The 18,689-nt window shown below is 45.5% G+C and carries 21 protein-coding genes; 7 read left to right on the top strand and 14 right to left on the bottom strand.

What is annotated here, in order from left to right; genetic code table 11:
* Positions 1-11: 11 nt before the first annotated feature.
* The 6 genes from FHS68_RS07125 to FHS68_RS26735 all read right to left on the bottom strand — a co-directional run bounded on the left by FHS68_RS07125 (position 12) and on the right by FHS68_RS26735 (position 4,729).
* A complete protein-coding gene (locus tag FHS68_RS07125) occupies positions 12-1,100 on the bottom strand; it encodes an efflux RND transporter periplasmic adaptor subunit (protein WP_167268476.1) in 1,089 nt (362 codons plus the stop codon).
* Positions 1,097-2,416 carry a TolC family protein gene (locus FHS68_RS07120; protein WP_167268475.1) on the bottom strand — a complete coding sequence of 440 codons (1,320 nt, stop codon included), beginning with the start codon at positions 2,414-2,416 and terminating at the stop codon, positions 1,097-1,099. The genes FHS68_RS07125 and FHS68_RS07120 overlap by 4 nt, the downstream gene beginning before the upstream one ends.
* A 50-nt stretch (positions 2,417-2,466) precedes the next feature.
* On the bottom strand, positions 2,467-2,931 hold the full coding sequence (locus FHS68_RS07115; protein ID WP_167268474.1) for a GbsR/MarR family transcriptional regulator: 465 nt from the start codon (positions 2,929-2,931) through the stop codon (positions 2,467-2,469).
* A gap of 66 nt (positions 2,932-2,997) precedes the next feature.
* A complete protein-coding gene (gene nhaA, locus FHS68_RS07110; protein ID WP_167268472.1) occupies positions 2,998-4,251 on the bottom strand; it encodes a Na+/H+ antiporter NhaA in 1,254 nt (417 codons plus the stop codon).
* A 115-nt stretch (positions 4,252-4,366) separates the two neighbouring features.
* Positions 4,367-4,627 (bottom strand): hypothetical protein, encoded by a 261-nt coding sequence (locus FHS68_RS07105; RefSeq protein ID WP_167268470.1) that lies wholly within the window; start codon positions 4,625-4,627, stop codon positions 4,367-4,369.
* A 3-nt stretch (positions 4,628-4,630) separates the two neighbouring features.
* On the bottom strand, positions 4,631-4,729 hold the full coding sequence (locus FHS68_RS26735) for a hypothetical protein (protein WP_374757501.1): 99 nt from the start codon (positions 4,727-4,729) through the stop codon (positions 4,631-4,633).
* A gap of 372 nt (positions 4,730-5,101) precedes the next feature.
* On the opposite strand from FHS68_RS26735, the gene FHS68_RS07095 reads away from it, so the two are divergent.
* Together FHS68_RS07095 and FHS68_RS07090 are read left to right on the top strand one after the other, a co-directional pair.
* On the top strand, positions 5,102-5,395 hold the full coding sequence (locus tag FHS68_RS07095) for a putative quinol monooxygenase (protein WP_167268469.1): 294 nt from the start codon (positions 5,102-5,104) through the stop codon (positions 5,393-5,395).
* A gap of 528 nt (positions 5,396-5,923) precedes the next feature.
* A complete protein-coding gene (locus tag FHS68_RS07090) occupies positions 5,924-7,081 on the top strand; it encodes a BamA/TamA family outer membrane protein (protein WP_167268467.1) in 1,158 nt (385 codons plus the stop codon).
* Positions 7,082-7,085: 4 nt separating this feature from the next.
* On the opposite strand, the gene FHS68_RS07085 is transcribed toward FHS68_RS07090, so the two are convergent.
* Together FHS68_RS07085 and FHS68_RS07080 are read right to left on the bottom strand one after the other, a co-directional pair.
* Entirely contained in the window at positions 7,086-8,141 is a 1,056-nt protein-coding gene (locus FHS68_RS07085) for an alpha/beta fold hydrolase (RefSeq protein ID WP_167268466.1), read from the bottom strand.
* Entirely contained in the window at positions 8,128-8,802 is a 675-nt protein-coding gene (locus FHS68_RS07080) for a hypothetical protein (RefSeq protein ID WP_167268464.1), read from the bottom strand. Before FHS68_RS07080 ends, FHS68_RS07085 begins: the two co-directional genes overlap by 14 nt.
* Before the next feature lie 282 nt (positions 8,803-9,084).
* On the opposite strand from FHS68_RS07080, the gene FHS68_RS07075 reads away from it, so the two are divergent.
* From FHS68_RS07075 to coaBC, 5 genes are all read left to right on the top strand, one after another.
* Positions 9,085-10,563 carry a sigma-54-dependent transcriptional regulator gene (locus FHS68_RS07075; RefSeq protein ID WP_167268463.1) on the top strand — a complete coding sequence of 493 codons (1,479 nt, stop codon included), beginning with the start codon at positions 9,085-9,087 and terminating at the stop codon, positions 10,561-10,563.
* A 141-nt stretch (positions 10,564-10,704) separates the two neighbouring features.
* Positions 10,705-11,424 (top strand): NRDE family protein, encoded by a 720-nt coding sequence (locus FHS68_RS07070; protein ID WP_229211792.1) that lies wholly within the window; start codon positions 10,705-10,707, stop codon positions 11,422-11,424.
* Entirely contained in the window at positions 11,411-12,523 is a 1,113-nt protein-coding gene (locus FHS68_RS07065) for an ATP-grasp domain-containing protein (RefSeq protein WP_167268460.1), read from the top strand. Before FHS68_RS07070 ends, FHS68_RS07065 begins: the two co-directional genes overlap by 14 nt.
* A gap of 3 nt (positions 12,524-12,526) precedes the next feature.
* On the top strand, positions 12,527-13,141 hold the full coding sequence (locus tag FHS68_RS07060) for a LysE family transporter (protein ID WP_229211791.1): 615 nt from the start codon (positions 12,527-12,529) through the stop codon (positions 13,139-13,141).
* 21 nt (positions 13,142-13,162) lie between these two features.
* Entirely contained in the window at positions 13,163-13,858 is a 696-nt protein-coding gene (gene coaBC, locus FHS68_RS07055) for a bifunctional phosphopantothenoylcysteine decarboxylase/phosphopantothenate--cysteine ligase CoaBC (RefSeq protein WP_167268458.1), read from the top strand.
* 169 nt (positions 13,859-14,027) lie between these two features.
* On the opposite strand, the gene FHS68_RS07050 is transcribed toward coaBC, so the two are convergent.
* The 6 genes from FHS68_RS07050 to FHS68_RS07025 form a co-directional block, all read right to left on the bottom strand.
* On the bottom strand, positions 14,028-14,501 hold the full coding sequence (locus FHS68_RS07050; protein WP_310588518.1) for a Tn3 family transposase: 474 nt from the start codon (positions 14,499-14,501) through the stop codon (positions 14,028-14,030).
* Positions 14,434-14,685 carry a Tn3 family transposase gene (locus tag FHS68_RS26730; RefSeq protein ID WP_167268788.1) on the bottom strand — a complete coding sequence of 84 codons (252 nt, stop codon included), beginning with the start codon at positions 14,683-14,685 and terminating at the stop codon, positions 14,434-14,436. Before FHS68_RS26730 ends, FHS68_RS07050 begins: the two co-directional genes overlap by 68 nt.
* Positions 14,686-15,380: 695 nt before the next feature.
* The gene (locus tag FHS68_RS07040; protein ID WP_229211790.1) at positions 15,381-16,160 is read right to left on the bottom strand and encodes a hypothetical protein; all 780 of its coding nucleotides are present in this window, start codon (positions 16,158-16,160) and stop codon (positions 15,381-15,383) included.
* A 124-nt stretch (positions 16,161-16,284) separates the two neighbouring features.
* Positions 16,285-17,316, bottom strand: a complete 1,032-nt coding sequence (locus FHS68_RS07035; RefSeq protein WP_167268453.1) for a Rieske 2Fe-2S domain-containing protein — start codon at positions 17,314-17,316, stop codon at positions 16,285-16,287.
* 6 nt (positions 17,317-17,322) lie between these two features.
* Positions 17,323-17,745, bottom strand: coding sequence for a hypothetical protein (locus FHS68_RS07030; protein ID WP_167268451.1), 423 nt, complete (start codon positions 17,743-17,745; stop codon positions 17,323-17,325).
* Between the two features lie 233 nt (positions 17,746-17,978).
* Positions 17,979-18,662: an SDR family NAD(P)-dependent oxidoreductase gene (locus FHS68_RS07025; RefSeq protein WP_167268450.1), complete on the bottom strand. Its 684-nt coding sequence runs from the start codon at positions 18,660-18,662 to the stop codon at positions 17,979-17,981.
* Positions 18,663-18,689: the final 27 nt, after the last annotated feature.

Genomic DNA, 18,689 nt, shown 5'->3' with positions numbered 1-18,689 from the left:
ATGATAAAACATTAAGGTTTTACGATAATGACTCCTTTTTTAAGGCCAGCAGTCACCTCGGTCCATGCCTGGCTTCGTATGCCGGTCGAAATGCCAACACGATTGTTTTCTTTTCCGGATTTCACAAAGACACTATCGCCTGCGGTGAGGTAATCGTTTGGAATCACTAGAACATGACTGTTTTCCCGGATCATGATACTGGCTTCCACAGAAGACTGCGGAAAAAAACCAGTTGAATCAGTGACGCTTGCTTCTACCTTGAAACTCCGGTTTTCCTTTTGAAGGACCGGGATGATCTTGCTAACGGCTGCTAAAAATTGTTTTCCGCCAAACGCGTCGGTCTCAAACAGTACTTTCTGTCCAAGTTTCACTTTACTGATATCCCTTTCATCGACTAGCAGTTCGAGCTTGAACTTATTCGCTGTCCCTGTCAGCAAGACGGCTTCACCAGGGCGGGCCAAAGACCCTTCCTGCTGATTCACACTGTAAACTTTTCCGGTAAGGTTACTATGCAATTGCTTGCCTTCACGAACCTGACTGAACTGTGCCATTTGGTTAGTCGTACTAAGTACTTTTCCTGATAACTCCTTTTGCCGGGCGAAAAATTGCTGTTTCAGGTTTTTGTATTCGGACAGGCTTGTCTCTGCATTCAACGCAGCATCATCCGCATCCTTTTGAGAAACAGCCTTATCGATAGCCAGCTCCTTATAGCGCTGCGCGTTCTGGGCTTCATGCTCGTATTTCTGTTTGGCCAGCCTAATCTTTTCCTGAATTTCTGCGAGTGGGGCAGAAGTCTGGGCAGCATTCCCCCGAGCCAACGTTATTTCGTCGGTCAATATACGCTGCTGGGTTGCTTGACTGGGCGTACCCAAAACTACCAGGAGATCTCCCTTTTTTACCAGGTCACCTTCTGCTACCAAAATCTTCATGATCCGCTCCGAATTGTTTGTTTGGATGTACTCATACTCCTCAGGGAATATTTCCCCCGACGCGTACACTGCCTCGTTAAGCGGCCTTTCAGTAACTGTGTAGGTTTCGCTCTCCTTGTTACAAGCAGAAAGGACCATAGCCCCGGTCAAAAGTAAATATGTCGCTCTCATTGTTGGTTGTTCTGCAAATGATGTAGCTCTATGTAGTGTTTCAAATATTCCAGTTTAGCGCTGTTTAGTTTACCCTGCACCTGGCTTAGCTCGTCCTGTAGCTGTTTGAGTTCAATAACACTGATGATCCCATTTTTAAGTTTTTTTTCAGATAGCTGCTGGTTTTCACGGGCAGAATCCAGGTTTTCTTCTTGTACTGCAACCGAATTGATCGCTTCTTTTAATAAAATTTCTTCCCTTAACCACACTCTTCGTTGCTCCTGCTGGTACTGCAACCGCTCCAGCTGGGTAGTCTTCATCATCATCTTTTGTCTTTTAGGCTCAAAGACCATTTTGTTCAAATCCAGAATAGGTATATTTAGTTTGAGTCCCACAAATCCTGAGGAAAACCAGCCGGAGTTACTGATAAAATCAAACTTTTGTCCAAAACCTAAACGGCTGTATCCGCTTATTAACGAAAGCTTTGGATACCATTCGGATCGGGCCAGGCTATACTGCCTGCCTACAATTTCGGTTTTTAGTAAATAGGCCTCGTCGTCTGGTAGTAGTTTGGGGTCAAATGGGCCTGAAACAGTATCCCCGAATGAAAAGCTTTCACTGCGATCAATTAAAATAGAATCCGACATCGGGTAACGCATCCAGAATTTGAGATCCAGTAATGCCAGCCGGAAGTCTGATTCAGCCTTATTAACTGTCTCATTTAAGTTTCGCATAATATTGGCCGACTGATTCACCGTTATTTTATCAGTAACCCCTTTTTCGAACTGGGCAGAAATCAGTCTATGGCTTTCCTGGTAGTCCAGATATTGCTGCGTTGTGCTGGCCACATTCATTCGGCTCAACTGCGCCGTCCAAAAAGCCATCTGTACGTTTTTAAATAATTCCCCTTTTAAGGAACTCCATTCGCTCCCCACAAGCTGTTTCTGCAATGCTTTCAACCTGAGCTGCTGCCATGAGGAAGCATCAAGCAGATCAAAGGTCGCGTCCACACCATAACTCCCTGTCCAAGGGGTTCCCAGCCTTACCGGTACATAGCTACCTTCCGGCTGGCCTAATAACTGTCCCGGGAAAACCTGGACAGGAATTTGCCAGTAATGATACAAAGCAGCACTGCCTTCTAGCTTTGGCAGAAAGCGTGATTTAACAGCTTTACTTTCCAGCTCAGCTGTTGAAAGCCTGCTTCCCTGAAGCAGCAGCTCAGGATTGTGTAACTCTGCATATTCCAGGCACTGCTTCATGCTGAATTGCTGTGCCTGGCCTATTGTCGATAAACAAATGGCGATCAGATTTAGAACGAGCGTGACAGGTCTGTACATGGCAAATGAGTTTTTTAAGTTCCTTACTAAAAGAACTAAAATGACAAATGTTATACTTTGACAGAATTCAGTTCAATTGTTCTTCTCCAGCGGTCCAGAATGATGGGAAATTCAATTAAAAGCATTTTGTAGAGCACAGAAACATCGTCCAGGTCTTTGTCAAATTTATCCTCAATATTTCTGGCCCGCCGTACGTCATCGAGAATGTTGAAAAACTGCCTGTATTTTTCAGTCATTTCGTTTTCATTGAAAAGGCTTCGCATGTTTACATAGAAAAAACGCCTTCTTTGCCCGCCAATCGTCTTTGAACTCACCATCCCGGATGCCGTAAGTACCTTCAAAGCATTGGAAACGGCACTTTTGCTTACACCGAAAAACGCAATCATATCATCAAATATAGCCCCTTCACCACCACACAACATTAAATATACAAATATTCGGGATGCAACTGGCGTCATCCCCATATGCTCCATCACCACGCCGTGCGTTTCAATTCTGCTTCGATGTTCTTCCAATGTATTTCACATTTATGGCAGCAAAGTTACCTCTAAATTTTAGTTCTCCAATCGGAGAACTAAAATTTATTCTATCGCTTCCCAATTCTGATCACCGGGCAAATTTTTGAGAGAAATATTAGTCTCTATCTTACTGATTTTTAGTTTTTTATGATTATTCTCCGTCCTGCTCAGCCACAAGTAGCCTAGTATGCCTGAGATAATAGATGCAGTAAGGATTGCAAATTTGGCTTCTGAAAGGATTAATTGTTTTCCTGAGAATGACAGCAGAGCAATAAAGATGGACATAGTAAATCCAATTCCTCCTAACATGCCGACCCCTGCTATGTGCATCCAGCTGGCATGCTTTGGCATTTTGCCAACACGGGTTTTTACTGCCAGCCATGAAAACAGGGTGATACCAAAAGGTTTTCCCAGTACCAGGCCTGCGATGATTCCTAGCCCCAGAACGGTCGTTAAACCGGAAACCATACCAGCTTCTAATCGAATATTAGTATTGGCCAGCGCAAAAATGGGCATAATGACAAAATTGACCGGGTTTACCAGAATATGTTCCAGTTTTTCAAGTGGAGATTCGATCGAATCAGGTGTGGTCGGGATCGCAAAAGCTGTCAGAACCCCCGCAATGGTGGCGTGTACACCTGAATGATGGACGAAATACCAGATGAAGATCCCGGGGATCAAATAGGCAGACAAGTTTTTTACTCCCAATTTATTGAGCAACAAAAGGAAAATGAAGATACCAACGGCATACATAAGATACGTATAATGTATATCGTTGGAGTAAAATATCGCAATGACCAGAATAGCCATAAGATCATCAACTATAGCGAGCGCGGACAGAAATATTTTAAGTGAAGAAGGCACTTTTTTACCAAGCATGGATATGATTGCAATCGCAAATGCAATATCAGTAGCCATCGGTATCCCCCAACCACCGGCTGTTTCAGTACCTTGATTGAAGGCAAAATAAATGGCGGCAGGTGCAAGCACCCCGCCTAAGGCAGCTATGATTGGAAGGGATGCTTTCTTAAATGAAGACAGCTCCCCTTCAACCATCTCCCGTTTAATTTCAAGGCCCACTAATAAAAAGAAAATGGCCATCAGCGCGTCGTTGATCCAAAGAAGGATAGGATAGCGTAGGCGAACATTTCCGATGTGGCCACCAATTTCTTTGGCAAGTAAGGATTCAAATCCGTTCCCTGCACCAGTGTTTGCAATAATTAAGGAGGCTATAACACAAATAATCAGAATAATCCCGCCTGTTGAGCTGGACTGAAAAAATTCCTTGAACGTTTTTAGGTTTATCAGTTTGCTCATGTGAGTAACGCTAAGTAAAAATTAAAATGAGGTTCCATAGGCAATAATGCGCACATACTGTGACGTATCATTCTGATTTACCGATGAAACGAAGATTCCAGAAGTACTGATAATTTTAATCAGCACCTTTTTGAAGGCCTGTTTCACTATGAGATTCAGATTGTAGATCTGTTTTTGTATTCAGGATTTTATAAACGGTTGCTGTCGAAGGAATAGAAAATGCCTGCATAATATTCCGAATTGAATTACCCTCCTTACAAGCATTTAATACCAAGGGCGCAATTTTTTCGTTAAGGACTTTCAATCCCTTTTTCCTTCCTCCGATCCGGCTTCTCGATCTGGCTGCTTCAAGACCTGCATTTGTTCTACGAATCAACCGTTATCGCTCATGTTGAGAAAGAATTGCAAACAACTGAAATATAAATTCACCATGTGGTGTAGTCGTATCGATCAGTGGCTGATTGGCACTTTTGAACAGGATACCATTCTGATTCCAGGTCTTTATTAGTACAATAAGCTCCAGCGTAGTACGCCCCCAGCCTGTCCATATCCCAAACGATCACTTCATCAGTTGGTCGTAACTGTTCAAGCATTTTATCATATTCATGCACAGGCTTGGTCGCCATCCGCTCAACATCCTCCCGCACCTCAGCACTAACTTCGTCCAGAAGATATAACTCCGGCATTCCAGACTCAATCATTTTTTTGGATGCGCTCATGGTCATTGTTTACATTCTATTTACCTAGCAAAAACACAGTAAATCTATAAAGATTTCTGCTTGACTTGATTGAACACCTTCTCGCAAAGCTGTGACCAAACATATTTTAATTTAGCCTAATCAAAACAGGTATGGTAAACTTAGCAATACTGGTAAGGCTTGAAGCCAAGCCCGGTAAGGAACAAATCGTCGCGGATTTTATTACAGGCGCGTTGCCTTTGGCGATGGAGGAAACAGGGACAATTAACTGGTTTGCCTTGCAAATAGGCCCCTCCACTTTCGGGATCTTCGATACGTTCGAAACCTCAGAAGCCCGGGCAGCACATTTGGGTGGCGAGATCGCCAAAGCACTGATGGCAAATGCACCGGACCTGCTTGCAGTAGATCCAGTCATTGAAATGGTCGATTTACTGGCCGTCAAGTAAAACATGGCAATACTACCCTCCACAATATTTAGTTTTCGTTTCTTCAAATCCCCACCATGCTGCCCACAGATCAAATCGGAGCGAGTAAGATGTATAAATACCTGAATATTTTGATGCTCTTCTGATGGATTTTGACCTTAATTTCAAGGATGATAGACATTATAAATTTGGGTTGGTTGAAGGTTCGGGCACGAGTAGGTGCTGCAAATTTAATTAGTTTAAAATAAAAGATTACACCGCAGTACCGCCAGAAAAAGTGCCACCCTTTAAATGCACATTTACTGGCGGCTGATTATCTATGGGTCACCCCACCCCTTTGATCCTGGATATCAGTCTTTGCCTGGCTTGAAAGCCTGTCAACGCTGCTCTTTCAAAGCCTGGCACACGTTTTGATTAGAAAGTTGGGAAATAGCATCTTCTTAAACACCGCCGCGGGGTAATTCGCCTATGAAACTAAAAGTTTTACTCTTTCCCCTACTTTTTTGCACATCAGTATCCGCCTTTTGTCAGGCCCTTATATTCGAGGGGTTGAAGAGGACCAAAGCGGAGTATCTGCAAAAGATCATTGGTGTACGTATGTATAACCAAACAGATAGCACCGGCATTGAGAAAACCATCCAAAGCTTGCGCAATACACAGCTGTTCAGCGAAATTACCTATCGGAAAGCAATGCGAGCGGGCGATACGGTCACCATCATAACTTTTGCCGAAGTCCGCTCGCTTCTTCCCGTCGCAGAACTAGGCGTTACTAAAGGCAATCAATGGTTCAGACTGGGTATCAAGGACGAAAACGGAGTTGGACGGGGTATTAAGACAGTAGCCTATTATCAGTACAATGACAAACATTCTTTTTATCTCAGGCAAAACTTTCCTTTTATGTTTAGATCCTGGGGTGTAGGTTATTCACTTCGCAAATGGTCGTTTTTAGAACCTTTCAGGATACAAGGGCGACACCAGTTTTACGTTTATGACAACCACAGCGCGGAAGTGAATTTCAATTATCCATTTGCGGTCAACAAACACGACCTGGAATTTGGATTTGGCGTCATGAAGGAAAAATTCATGCATACCATGCGTGCACGATACATGGATGGGCCGGGGCTTATCACCCAAACCAAACTATCCCTTAAGGTCGTCCATAATGTACGGCGTATGGATTACAAACTTTTTTATCAGAACGGCTGGGCTAACACTTTTAACGCCATGGCAACCTACGAGGTGAATCTGAAACAACCCTTTATATCGCTGTTCAATGACTTTAAGTTTTTCAAAATGCTGCCTTACAGAAGCAACCTTGCCATTAGAAACCGTCTGGGCATATCCACAAACAGCACTGTGTTTTTTGCACCTTTTGTGCTGGACAGTTATTATAATGTACGGGGAGTCGGCAACAGGATCGATCGCGGAACGGCCTCAGTGGTGCTTAACGCTGAACTGAGAACAACGGTGTGGGAAAACGAGGCCTGGGGCGTGCAGGCGGTAGGTTTCTGTGACTCGGGTACTTGGCGCAAACCCGGAGGCATGCTGATCGACGTATCCAGAAGAGAGAATGTGCTGGTATTTGCCGGTCTGGGCTCGCGTTTAATCTATAAAAAGGCCTATGATGTCATTTTCCGGCTCGATTATGGCTGGAAAATTCATGGCCTGGGACGTGGGTTTGTTTTCGGTATCGGGCAGTATTTCTGATCCATTACCTGTTTTCTTCCACGAACTTATTGACCTCTGCATAAAAAGCCTCAGGTTCGTTACTCATGCAGATGTGGCCGCTATGCGGCAGGATCACCAGCCTCTTTTGGGTTGATGCAACCCTTAACATCACCTCATCGGCCAATCCTTTCGGACAAGTAAAATCATATTCTCCTGTAATACAGATCAACGGAAGCTTGATTAAATAGAGTTTGCTGGAATATTCTGCAAACATAATCTTGTCATTCAATGCTGAAAAATACGTAGCACCCGCGTTAGACAACATCCACGTCAATGAGAATGCCTTTTTTTTCTGGAACAAAAGACTTGATAAGCCCTCTCCCGATGCATGGATATCACTGATGAGGTTTTCGGCATCACCGGCACAGGCGTTCAATCCGATGGAAGTTTCATAGGTATAGTCGGGCACATGCACCTGGGCATAATCAACGATCTTCTGCCAGTCTGCCTTCCGGTTTTCTTTCAATATTTGCTCTCTGCCATAACTCAGCAGATAGTCCCTGGTCAGGGAATCATTTTTGATGTAATTGTGCGCGCCGGCCACGTTAATCCACCCGGCGATCATGTCCTGGTTATTTCCTTCGGTTAAGAAAGCGGGCGCGATAAGTCCTCCCCAGCTATGGGAGAGCAGGAAAATTTTTTGATTGGCGCCGTAGCGGGATTTAAGAACCAGCACCACTTTTTTCAGGTCTTCAACATACTGGCTCAGATCGAGTTTTGGGCTGCCGCTTCCCTGCGAGCCTCCCGCCGCACGCTGGTCCCAATACGCAACGGCATACTTTGGCTCCACCTGGGCTGATATGAATTCGTCATTCTGAAAACCAATCGCTGTACCGCCGGGGCCACCATGAACCCACAATAAAATTACCCCTGAATCTATATTCCCTTCCATCAGCACCGGCATTTTGGCGCCTTGGTTTTCAACATAAAACAGATCCTGAATAGCCGTACCGGAGCCAACATCTTCCTTTTGGCAAGCAATGATCGAAGCTGCCAGGATGCAAAGAAGCAGCAGCAGTAAAATCTTATTTTTTTCCATTGCTGTATTTTAGTTTGATTCGTTTATTTACGTGCGTTTGCATCTTGCTTAGTTGCCAGGCAGTATTCAATTCCAAATGCGGTTTGAATGCGATAAAGCGAAAATTTGGATAAAATACCTGGGTAATCAGTTTAAGGGAGATTGTTTTTAGAGGTCCGCTATTAGTAAAATATTTTCCCGCACCCAATCCAAATCCCCCTGTTAATGTCCAATTTCCCGCGAGCTTGAGAATGCTTACATTTCCTGCATCATCCACTTTGTAGGTTGTTCCTGGTAAAAATGTCCTGCTAACGCCTAAAAGTGGGGTAAATTCAGTGTAAAATCCTTTTTTATTAAAACGGTACATATCGTATTGTGCCGTCAGCATCCAGTTCCGATGCAAACCGGGGTGATCATAATACACCATGTTTCCGTACAGAACCGTCTGTTTACTGGTAATCTTCTGCTTTCCTGAATGCTTGGAAATGTGTTTTTCTTTCCATGACAGCATCCTGCCCAACCCCACCTGACCGCCAATAAGCCTATTGGAAAACAACAAAGACCCTTTCAAGAGTAGGGGTGACCGCTGCGCAACGATCGTGTCCGGTCCTGGACCGTTACATCCGTACAAAAACGCAGGTAAGCCTGTAATCAAAAGCAAGACAATAACGGCCTCTTTCATTTCAATTCAATTCACGAGTTTGGACATTGCCCGGTTCCCCCTGGCATTGTGTTTGGGTTTTCTGTCCCATCTGAATTACCTATCAAATATCTGCCCAGTTAAATAACGTTCTATTTCTACCATGAAAAAACCTCACCGTCCTCCGAATTTAAATTTGTCTACCTGCCCCGGATTGGCGTCAACTTGCCTGTCCTACGGTATTTCGAAAATATCCCGAAATATCGTAAGTTAGGCTCGGCTATCACCGGGGCATCAATAAACAAATTCTAAATTTTAAACACCATGAAAAATGATTTACCCGGCGTAGTAGTGAACACGGTCCTGATCGTGGACGACACGCCCAACAACATCAGCATTCTCTTTGATGTACTAACCAAATCCGGCTATAAAGTATTGGTAGCGACTGAGGGCAAAAGTGCCCTGGAACAAGCCGCCTATGCCCTACCCGATCTGATCCTGCTGGACGTGATGATGCCAGGCATGAGTGGTTTTGAAACCTGTCGCTTATTGAAGGGCAAAACGGAAACACAAGGTATCCCGGTCATTTTTATGACAGCATTGACCGAGACAGTTAACAAGGTAAATGGCTTCAACATGGGCGCAGTCGATTACATTACCAAACCCTTTGAAATCCACGAAGTGCTGTCGCGCATTGGTACACACCTCGCGCTTGCCACGCTCAGACAAAAATTGGAACAACTGGTTACAGAACGCACGACCGACCTGAACAAAGCCCTGGTGGAAGTGGAGGGGCTTAAAGACCAGTTACAGGCCGAAAATCTATACCTGAAAGAAGAGATCAAACAGTCCAAAAACCCGGATGATATCATCAGCCAGAGCAAAATATTTGAAAAAGTCCTGAACAAAATCCGGCAAGTAGCGCCCACCAATAGTACCGTGCTGATCAACGGCGAATCGGGTACAGGAAAAGAGTTGCTGGCGCGAGCCGTACACAACCTCAGCAACCGCAAAAACCTGCCGCTTATCAAGCTCAATTGTGCAGCATTACCGGCGAGTCTGATCGAAAGCGAATTATTTGGGCACGAAAAAGGGGCATTTACCGGTGCTACTGCCCAGAAAAACGGCCGGTTTGAGCTGGCCGACGGCGGTACCCTATTCCTGGACGAAATCGGGGAAATGCCGATTGAACTGCAGCCCAAGTTGCTGCGCGTATTGCAGGAAGGGGAATTTGAACGCGTAGGCAGCACCAAAACATTGAAAGTAAATGTCCGTATCATCGCCGCCACCAACCGTGATCTGGAAAAAGAAATTACAGAAGGGCGTTTTCGGGAAGACCTATACTACCGGCTCAATGTATTTCCGGTACTGAGCATTCCATTGCGGGAGCGAAAAGAAGATATACCCCTGCTGGTCAAGCACTTTTGCCAGAAACACGGTGTAGACCAAGGCAAAGTTATTGACCAGGTACCTCAAAAAGTGATAGACGCACTGGTTGCCTATCATTGGCCGGGCAATATCCGCGAGCTTGAAAATGTCGTGGAAAGATCCATCATTATGTCGCCGGGGAGAACGTTGACGCTCGACGACTGGTCTCCCAGGAAACCGGCCATTGCTTCGAAAGGCAACCTGATGACCATGGAAGAATGTGAGCGCGAGCATATCATTTATGTTTTGAATAAAACCAACTGGAAAGTGAGCGGCAGCAATGGCGCTGCCCATATCCTGGATATGGTACCAACGACACTGGATTCCCGGATGCGTAAACTGGGCATCAAGCGGCCGGAACAATTTCCATTTTAAAAGAGATTTCACGAAATATCGGAAAATTTCTTGTTAGAAAATCTGGCGAAACCGATCATATTAATTTGATTTACAGTTAGTTAATCACAAAATCCGTCTTGGAACAGCTTTTTGATACCCTTTGTAAAAAAGGAAATCAAAATGTGCACAGTAAGTTATCTTCCAGGCCAAAGCGGTTTTATCCTCACGTCCAGCCGGGACGAAAAAATAACGCGCCCAATCGCCCGACTTTCTGATCCGGTCATGATCCACGATCATGAGGTAACATTTCCGCAAGATCCGCTCGGTCAGGGAACCTGGATAGCCAGCTCCAATACCCGCACGGTATGTCTGCTCAATGGTGCATTTAAGTCCCATAAGCCCAGGCCTCCTTACAAACATAGTCGCGGCCTGGTTGTGCTCCACGCTTTTGACTATTTCTCCCTGCAAAGCTTCGCCGAGAATTACAATTTCAACGGTCTTGAACCATTTACGCTGCTCTTGATCGAGGTTGGTGAATTGCTCGTCCTTCGCTGGGACGGAAGCCAGCTTTTTGTAACAGAAAAAAATCCCTCTCAAAAGCATATCTGGTCGTCCGCGACGCTTTACAAACCCGAGATCATCAAAAAAAGGCAGGACTGGTTCGATCGCTGGATATCTTCTACCGAAGAACTTTCATTGGACAGCATCCGAAAATTTCATCTGACTGCCGGCGACGGCGACCCTGAGAATGCCATCCGGATGCGGCGGGACAATCTCTACGAGACCGTGAGCCTAACGAGCGTGGTACGCTCCGGGACCGAAATGGACATGATCTACGAAGACCTAATTCACTCTGAAACAACATATAAAACGATGTCGCAAAGCTATGTATCCAATTAACCAAGTCGAAACCGAAGTTGAAATACCAGTTGATTTGATACCCGAAAAATCTGCGACATTTAACCCTTCTAAAAGCGCAAGGCTGATCCGTTTGAAAAGCTGGGAGTACTGGCCTTTTTCGGTGGTTTATATGCCTGTATTTGCGTACTGGCTTTGGCTATCGCTTAAAGCAAGGTCCTTCTTTTTCTTCTCCGCTTCTAATCCCTCCATTGAATCAGGAGGAATGCTGGGCGAGTCGAAAATTGATATTCTGGATTTGATTGACGATGACTACAAGCCGGTAACGGCGATTGTTAAACGAGGCCTCAGCGAAGCACTTTTAATCAGCAAGTTTTTTAATGCAAACCTGAATTTCCCTGTGATTGCAAAACCCAATGCGGGGGAACGCGGCTGGGGCGTGGAAAAGATCGGAAATATGGCTGCATTATATGCCTACCATCGGAAAAGCCCGGTCGATTACCTGATCCAGGAATATATTGACTATCCTTTGGAGTTTGGTGTATTCTATTACCGCATGCCCGATCAACGGCACGGAACAATATCTTCCATTGTGCAAAAGGAATTTTTGAGTGTTACTGGGAACGGCCATGATACTCTTGCAGAGCTGATCCTGGCCAACGACCGTGCAGTATTGCAATGGGATTTGCTGAAAATAAAATATGCAAACTCATTGCGTCAGGTCCTAGCAAAAGGTAAAAAGATGACCCTCGTCACGATAGGTAACCATTGCCTTGGCACGAAGTTCCTCAATGCCAACCATTTGATCACGCCGGAACTCACGGCAGTTTTTGATAAAATAAGCATTGGAATTGATGGGTTTTACTATGGCCGGTATGATCTGAGATGCAGCAATCTCGATGATTTTTATCAGGGTAAAAACATCAAAATCATGGAACTGAACGGTGCAGGTGCCGAACCCGCCCACATTTACGATCCCGCATTTTCGATTTGGGAAGGGTGGAAAGTATTGCTGCATCACTGGAAAGTACTTTATGAAATCAGTATTCTTAACCACAAAAACGGCATGCCCTATATGCGGCTTTCAGAGGCACGCGAAATCTTGAAACGCATTAAAACAGACAAACTTCAAAACCCATAACCCATGATCTCACTGCCATTGAATTTTATCACGGGGTTGATCGTGAGCTTCTTAGGAACTTTGCCATTGGGTGTACTCAACATTACAATTATGAACGTTTCCCTGAAAAAAGGGATGAGCTCGGCGCTCAGGTTTGCATTAGCCTGCGCACTGGTGGAACTGGTTTATAGCTACGTTTCCGTGCAGCTTACCAAAACGATCATCAACTTCCCCGCCCTGAGGCCTGTTACCGAAGGGGTTGCAACAATCACTTTGCTGGGAATGGGCATTTACTATATCCTCAAACAAGGCCAGTTCTCTGCCGACAAGCAAAAAACGGTTTCTTCATTTTACCTGGGCACCATGCTCAGCATCCTGAACGTAGTTGCTTTTCCTTTCTGGATCTTGTATACCACGCTTTTGCAGGGAAAAGGCATCGTCGGGATATCGCAACATTCGCTCATTATCATTTATGTGATCGGCATTTCCATTGGTACTATCGCCGGATTGTTACCATTCGCCTACGCGAGCCGTTTTCTGGTCAGGATCGTAGCACGGCATAGGCACCGGATGGATCGGATAATCGGCATGCTTTTTATTTTCCTCTCCGTTTGCCAGTTTGTTTCGCTGATCATTTAAACTAAAATCAATGAAAACCTTATGACCAATATCAACCTCTTTACCGGCATAAAAGTGATGATCACGGCGGGGCCGACACGGGAAGCCATTGATCCTGTGCGCTTTATTAGCAATCATTCGACAGGCAAAATGGGCTATGCTATTGCAGAAGAATTTTGCTCCCGCGGTGCGGATGTAACATTGATCAGCGGCCCTGTTAATATTACGACTCAGAATGCGCGGATCCGCAGCGTGCAGGTGACTACCACAGCCGAAATGTATGAAGCCTGCTGCCTGCATTTCCCCGAAAGCAACATCGCCGTGCTCTCGGCAGCCGTGGCAGATTATACGCCTAAGTTTGTCGCGTCTCAAAAAATCAAGAAAAAGGATAATGAATTCAGCATTGAACTTGTCAAGACGGTGGATATAGCAGCTGAATTGGGCAAACGAAAACAGCCAGGACAGATGACGATAGGATTTGCGCTGGAAACTGAAAATGAGCTGGAAAACGCCCGAAAAAAGCTGCGCTCCAAAAATCTGGATATGATCGTTCTGAACTCGCTCCAAAATCCAGGCGCCGGGTTTGGTCATGAAACCAATCAGGTAACCATTCTCAACCGGGACGCGACGGAGAAAAGTTTTGCGTTGAAAAGTAAAAAGGAAGTTGCCAAAGACATTGTTCAATGCATTATGCACGACGTTTTCAGTCATTTCGACCACGGACTTGTTTTGTGCTAAATCATAACGTCAGCATTCAGCAAGGTCAAAAGAATATTATCGGGTGCAGTGATTTTCCCTTTCCTGCTCCTATCCTTAAAAAGTTGGTCTCAATTGCTCAAACGTACAATTTTCCCCGCGACTCGCGTAAAATCACTTTGATGTAGAGTTGTTGGCAAATAACCAATTCTCAGCCCGTAAAAAGATTCAAAATTGCTTCCATGTCAAATGCACGTGTGGTTTGTAGCTCGCTGAAATCAAATTCACGATGTAAATTAATATGATGCCAGGTATGTGTAGATGTCCGGGAAATTACCTTTATTAATTCTTCCTTTTGTTCGGCTGTTTTACAATTACATATTTGTTGAGAGAGCAATAGTAAATTACGATAGTTAATCGCATTGATGATCAGTCGTTTACATCCTTCTGCAGTAGGCTGATCATAATGCGTACTCCAGTTAAACTCCTGTGGGTTTCCAACCATCACTGCTTTGGCAAAATGATTCGCGTTCTCTACTTTGGATAACACCGACTCAACAGATTTACGAAGGTCTTCCTCACTGATGTACCGTAGTATATAAATGGTTCTGTAGATTTTACCCAATTCTTTCAGCGCTTTGTACAAGGGATTCTGGCGGGAATAGGACCGGGTCGCCGGTGCGATTTAATCGTCTCAGCAAAACGGACGCTTTTTCATAGCCAAGTTTAATCGTTGTAACCAGCCTCAAAATATCGTCCCAGTACTCAATAATCAGTTCATAATCTACTTTCTGGTTTGGCAGTACCTGATAACTGAGTTCTTTAAAATTGGATATTGCATCAATAGAATAAAGCTGTAATTTATGGATGGTTGCCTATCTGGGACGGGATATATTCCCCAAAGGCCAATTATACTACCGATTGCTTCGATAAACCCGTGTGTCGGTGGAGTGCGCATCATCAATAATTATTTCGTCATGTGCCAAAGCATCAAGCACGTATGGCGCTTCCCGTTCTTCGGCACTGAAAACCGTCGAATATATAAGTTGCCCGCACCGGCGGCCCGGCGGCTTCGTCCAGATGGGAATAGATTGTAATCCCCTTTCCATCTCCGCACGGGCCGCCCCGCAAAATTTTAAAAGAAGCAGAAGCCCTCAGTGAAGAAACGGAGACATCAAATTTTTGCCCGTCGCTTCGGCTTGAATAAATTCGGATTGGTAACGGAACAAGTCAATGATGGGCAACTGATTGCTTTGTTTCAAAATCAAGGCATTGGCTTACAGTGTCAATTCCGGTGAGAAATAATGAGTAACTACCGATTCAAGCGAATCGACAGTAATGTCTTTATACTGGACAGCTGATAAGAAACCTGTAAGCTCATTGACCTGGCGGAGAACTTCCAGGACCGAAATTACTTTTCGTTGTGGACCTAAAGTAATCTGGCTAACTTCCTTTTTCTCCTTTGCCTGGTAACGGTGTAAATGCCACCGTCCATCTTTATCAAAATAAACAGAAGAATTTGTTTTGATTTCCGCATTAACGTAATCAAATAATCCTGTAAAAATTACCTACACATCGCAATTTGCGACCCTTCATCAAGCTTGGTTTTTGCCAGGGCGCGTACCGAATCGGTGTAAAGAATTAGCCAGTTATCGGCCTTTTCGAGCCGACCAGATAGCTGAACTGGTCGGCCTACATCCTTCAAAATACTCGCGTTGAGGGGTTGGCCGTCTGGTTCGACAATGAGGTAATAGTTAGCATGATCCGTACCATTACGTACAGACAACAGTGGTGGTATTCCACCTGCAATGCAGCGTACCGCACATGAACGGTGCGGCCGACCCTCACCCGGTTTCATCACGCCAAGCATACATTTCGGGTCAGTAATTTCGCCAGAAAGTGTTACCATGCCAAGATTGACTGGGCTTGCCGAGGGCGAGAGCTGAAATCGGGCCATATTATGCGTTGGTACATCAGATTCTTTTAAGGCTGACACACGTAGCAACGCGTCGTTTTCTTCAGTCAATTCGAGCGCTGCTTTGCCGTCGTGGTAAATAAGCGTTCCTCGTACAGTCAGCGTTTTATTTGCCAATGTGCCACGTTTTGCTTCCCATTGATTCAGGGTTGAATCAGCCCCGCGTTTGTTGTAGCCAATGAGCAGTATTCGCTCGAAAAGAGGGACATTTCCAACGGTCTGCTTAACCGGAATTCGAAGAAATGGTACCGGTGTCCGGATCAACTCACCTTCGAGAATAGTCAATTTGCCGTACTCGAATACGCCCCCCGAAAAGCCGCGTTGTTTCCATACGAGCAACCCTGCCAGTATAGGCACAGTCACAGCCATCGTAATTATGGCTCGTCGAACCGCTCTTCGGAACGGGAGTGGGGCTTTGGCTTGCCAGCCGATATAAAAATCAATTTCTGTTTTCATCTAAACTAAAGAGCGAATGATCTGACTGTCTTATCCATTAAAAAAACGCAGTTGTCTGGGGTGTTCCGGGGAGACTGGGCGTTGGATTAACCCAAATGGTTGTGCCAATACATTTCACCGCATAGGTCTCTACTTTTTCGGTAAATGGCGGGGGCGACTGTCCATTTTGCGGTTGATACTGATAGCCATGCCACGGGCAGGTGATACAGCCATCAATGATTTTCCCTTCACCCAATGGGCCGTTCTGGTGCCTACACTGATTGTTCACCGCCGACACCTTGCCATCGTATCGAAAAATGGCAATGTTCTGGCCGTTAATCAGCATTGTTTTGGCCCGATTTTCATGGATATCATTTACGTCACAAACCGACACAAAGCCATCAGTTCCGGTTTTTGGTGCAGGTTGATTGGGTTGATGGCTGACAAACGCGGCTGCCAGATGCAAGCCTACTATCGTCACTACGCCACACGCAAGTAGAATAACATACAGTGATGAGGTTTCCTGTTGTAACACACCCAAAAGTACATGCATGACAATAAGGCCGTAAACCACATAGACGCCCATATGCAGCGTTTTCCAGAGACGGGGTGTCAGGTTTTTTAGCCAGAAATCGTGGCTCGTAGCCGCCATCACCAGCAGAATGAGCAGGGCAAAAAAGCCCAGTGTCTGAAACGGAAATTGAGAGAAGTGACGATAATCGGGTTCCGATGTGAACAGCGACTTTAGCATGCCAACGTTCCCCCGCGAATGAAACTGAAGGAGGCTGAACACGCTATGCACCGCCGATATCAAAAACATAGATACGCCCAAATGCCGACGGTTATAGAGCAGAGGCAGAAATCGCGGATTGAGCCGACAGAGTGGCCCGATCATCAGGATGACGTGTAGCATCAGAAAGGCCAGCGTACTCGTCGCTCGAATGATGACCGTTTCGGCAGTAACGTCGGGGAATAGGATTGCCTGTAAGCCGCAGAAAATGAGTAGATAAAGGCCTACGAAACCCGCAATAGCCCAGTCGTACAGAGTTTTCTGGCGATTCCAGGAAACAGCTTGGTAGTGCAGCGCCATAATTGTTTAAAAATGAATGGTTTGAAGAACAACATGGTTCACCTCATCCACAAGGATTATAGTTGGGTGATCGGTCGAATCAGGTAACATAAAGTGGTATACGCCTGCAACATCAAGCGTACCAATTGCCAGCTCGTTTGTTCTACTAACAACCCGAACGACCACTGAAGGGACTTCCAGTGATTGTCGAACAATGATTTCGAGTTGCCGATCGGTCGATTGTCCTTCCCGGCGCAGATTGGCCTGCAAGCCAGTATTTTCAACCGACTTCACCAGCACAGGAAGCGGAGCCGCCAAAGGCAGGCTAATCGGTTGTTCCCATACGATTGAGTCGGGTTTCAACTGTAGTGCCGCTACGAAACCCATTGGCAGGATTATGGCGAGTAATAGCCAGGCGACGCGGTGTGTCTGGCGAAGTGTTGGGGTCATGGCAATAAAGGTTTAGAATCAGTTCGGGATGGAGAATGAGGTTGCACTAACTTCCACACGAGTAAAGGCCAGAGCGTTATCGAACCGGGTAGCAGCAATAGCCGAACAGCCGGGGTCATCGTTTTCGCTTCTTCGTCAAGTCGGGCGGCTCCCCAGCCCACGAAGTACAGTCCAAACACGGCTCCCAGGAGCCAGTAGCCGTAAAACATTTTGATCAAAGTATCAATCATCAGTTAGGCCCGGTTATAGAGTTTTACGACGGTTTCGCGGGTCATGCGGCCCGTATCGCTCACTAAAAACGAAATTAAATCCGCTATTTTTTCGGTCGGCACCCAATGCTCCGGGTTCGCATCGGGCATGGCCGACCGGTTAGCAGGCGTATCAATCGTACTTGGGACAACCACCGTTGCCGTAGTGTGGTGCGACTTGCCTTCGGCATTGATGAGTTTGGCAAGTTCAAAAATTAGTGCCTTGCTGAGGGCATAGGCAAATACGCCCCTGCCTTCGGTGGCGTTCAACGTGGGTCGCGCACCAATCAAAATAAATTGTCCATCGCCCTGCTGCTCGAATCGAGTCATTAGCGGCTTGACCAGATTGAAGGCCGACATAAAATTAAGGTCAATCATTTTTTGCAACAACTGAGTATCGGTTTTCTGCATCGTCCCTATCGCAAACGAGCCGACAAGCAACACAGCCGCCCGCAAATCTGTATGGGCAATATCAGCCATAAAAACCGTTACACTGGTTTCATCCAACACATTCACCACAAACGACCAAACGTTCGGCAGATGGTTAAAAAGCTTGATGTCGCGGTCGGAGCTAAATGTAGCCAGTACGTGGTATCCCTGCTGATGAAGGTGTTCAACAACGTCTTTGCCGAGATTGCCCGAAGCGCCGGTAACGAGAATTGTTTTCATAAGATTTTGATTAATAGTTAACTAACA

The sequence above is a fragment of the Dyadobacter arcticus genome (assembly GCF_011762185.1).
Taxonomy (GTDB): domain Bacteria; phylum Bacteroidota; class Bacteroidia; order Cytophagales; family Spirosomataceae; genus Dyadobacter; species Dyadobacter arcticus.
Note: the sequence above shows the minus strand (reverse complement) of the source record. Positions and strands in the feature narration are given on the sequence as shown.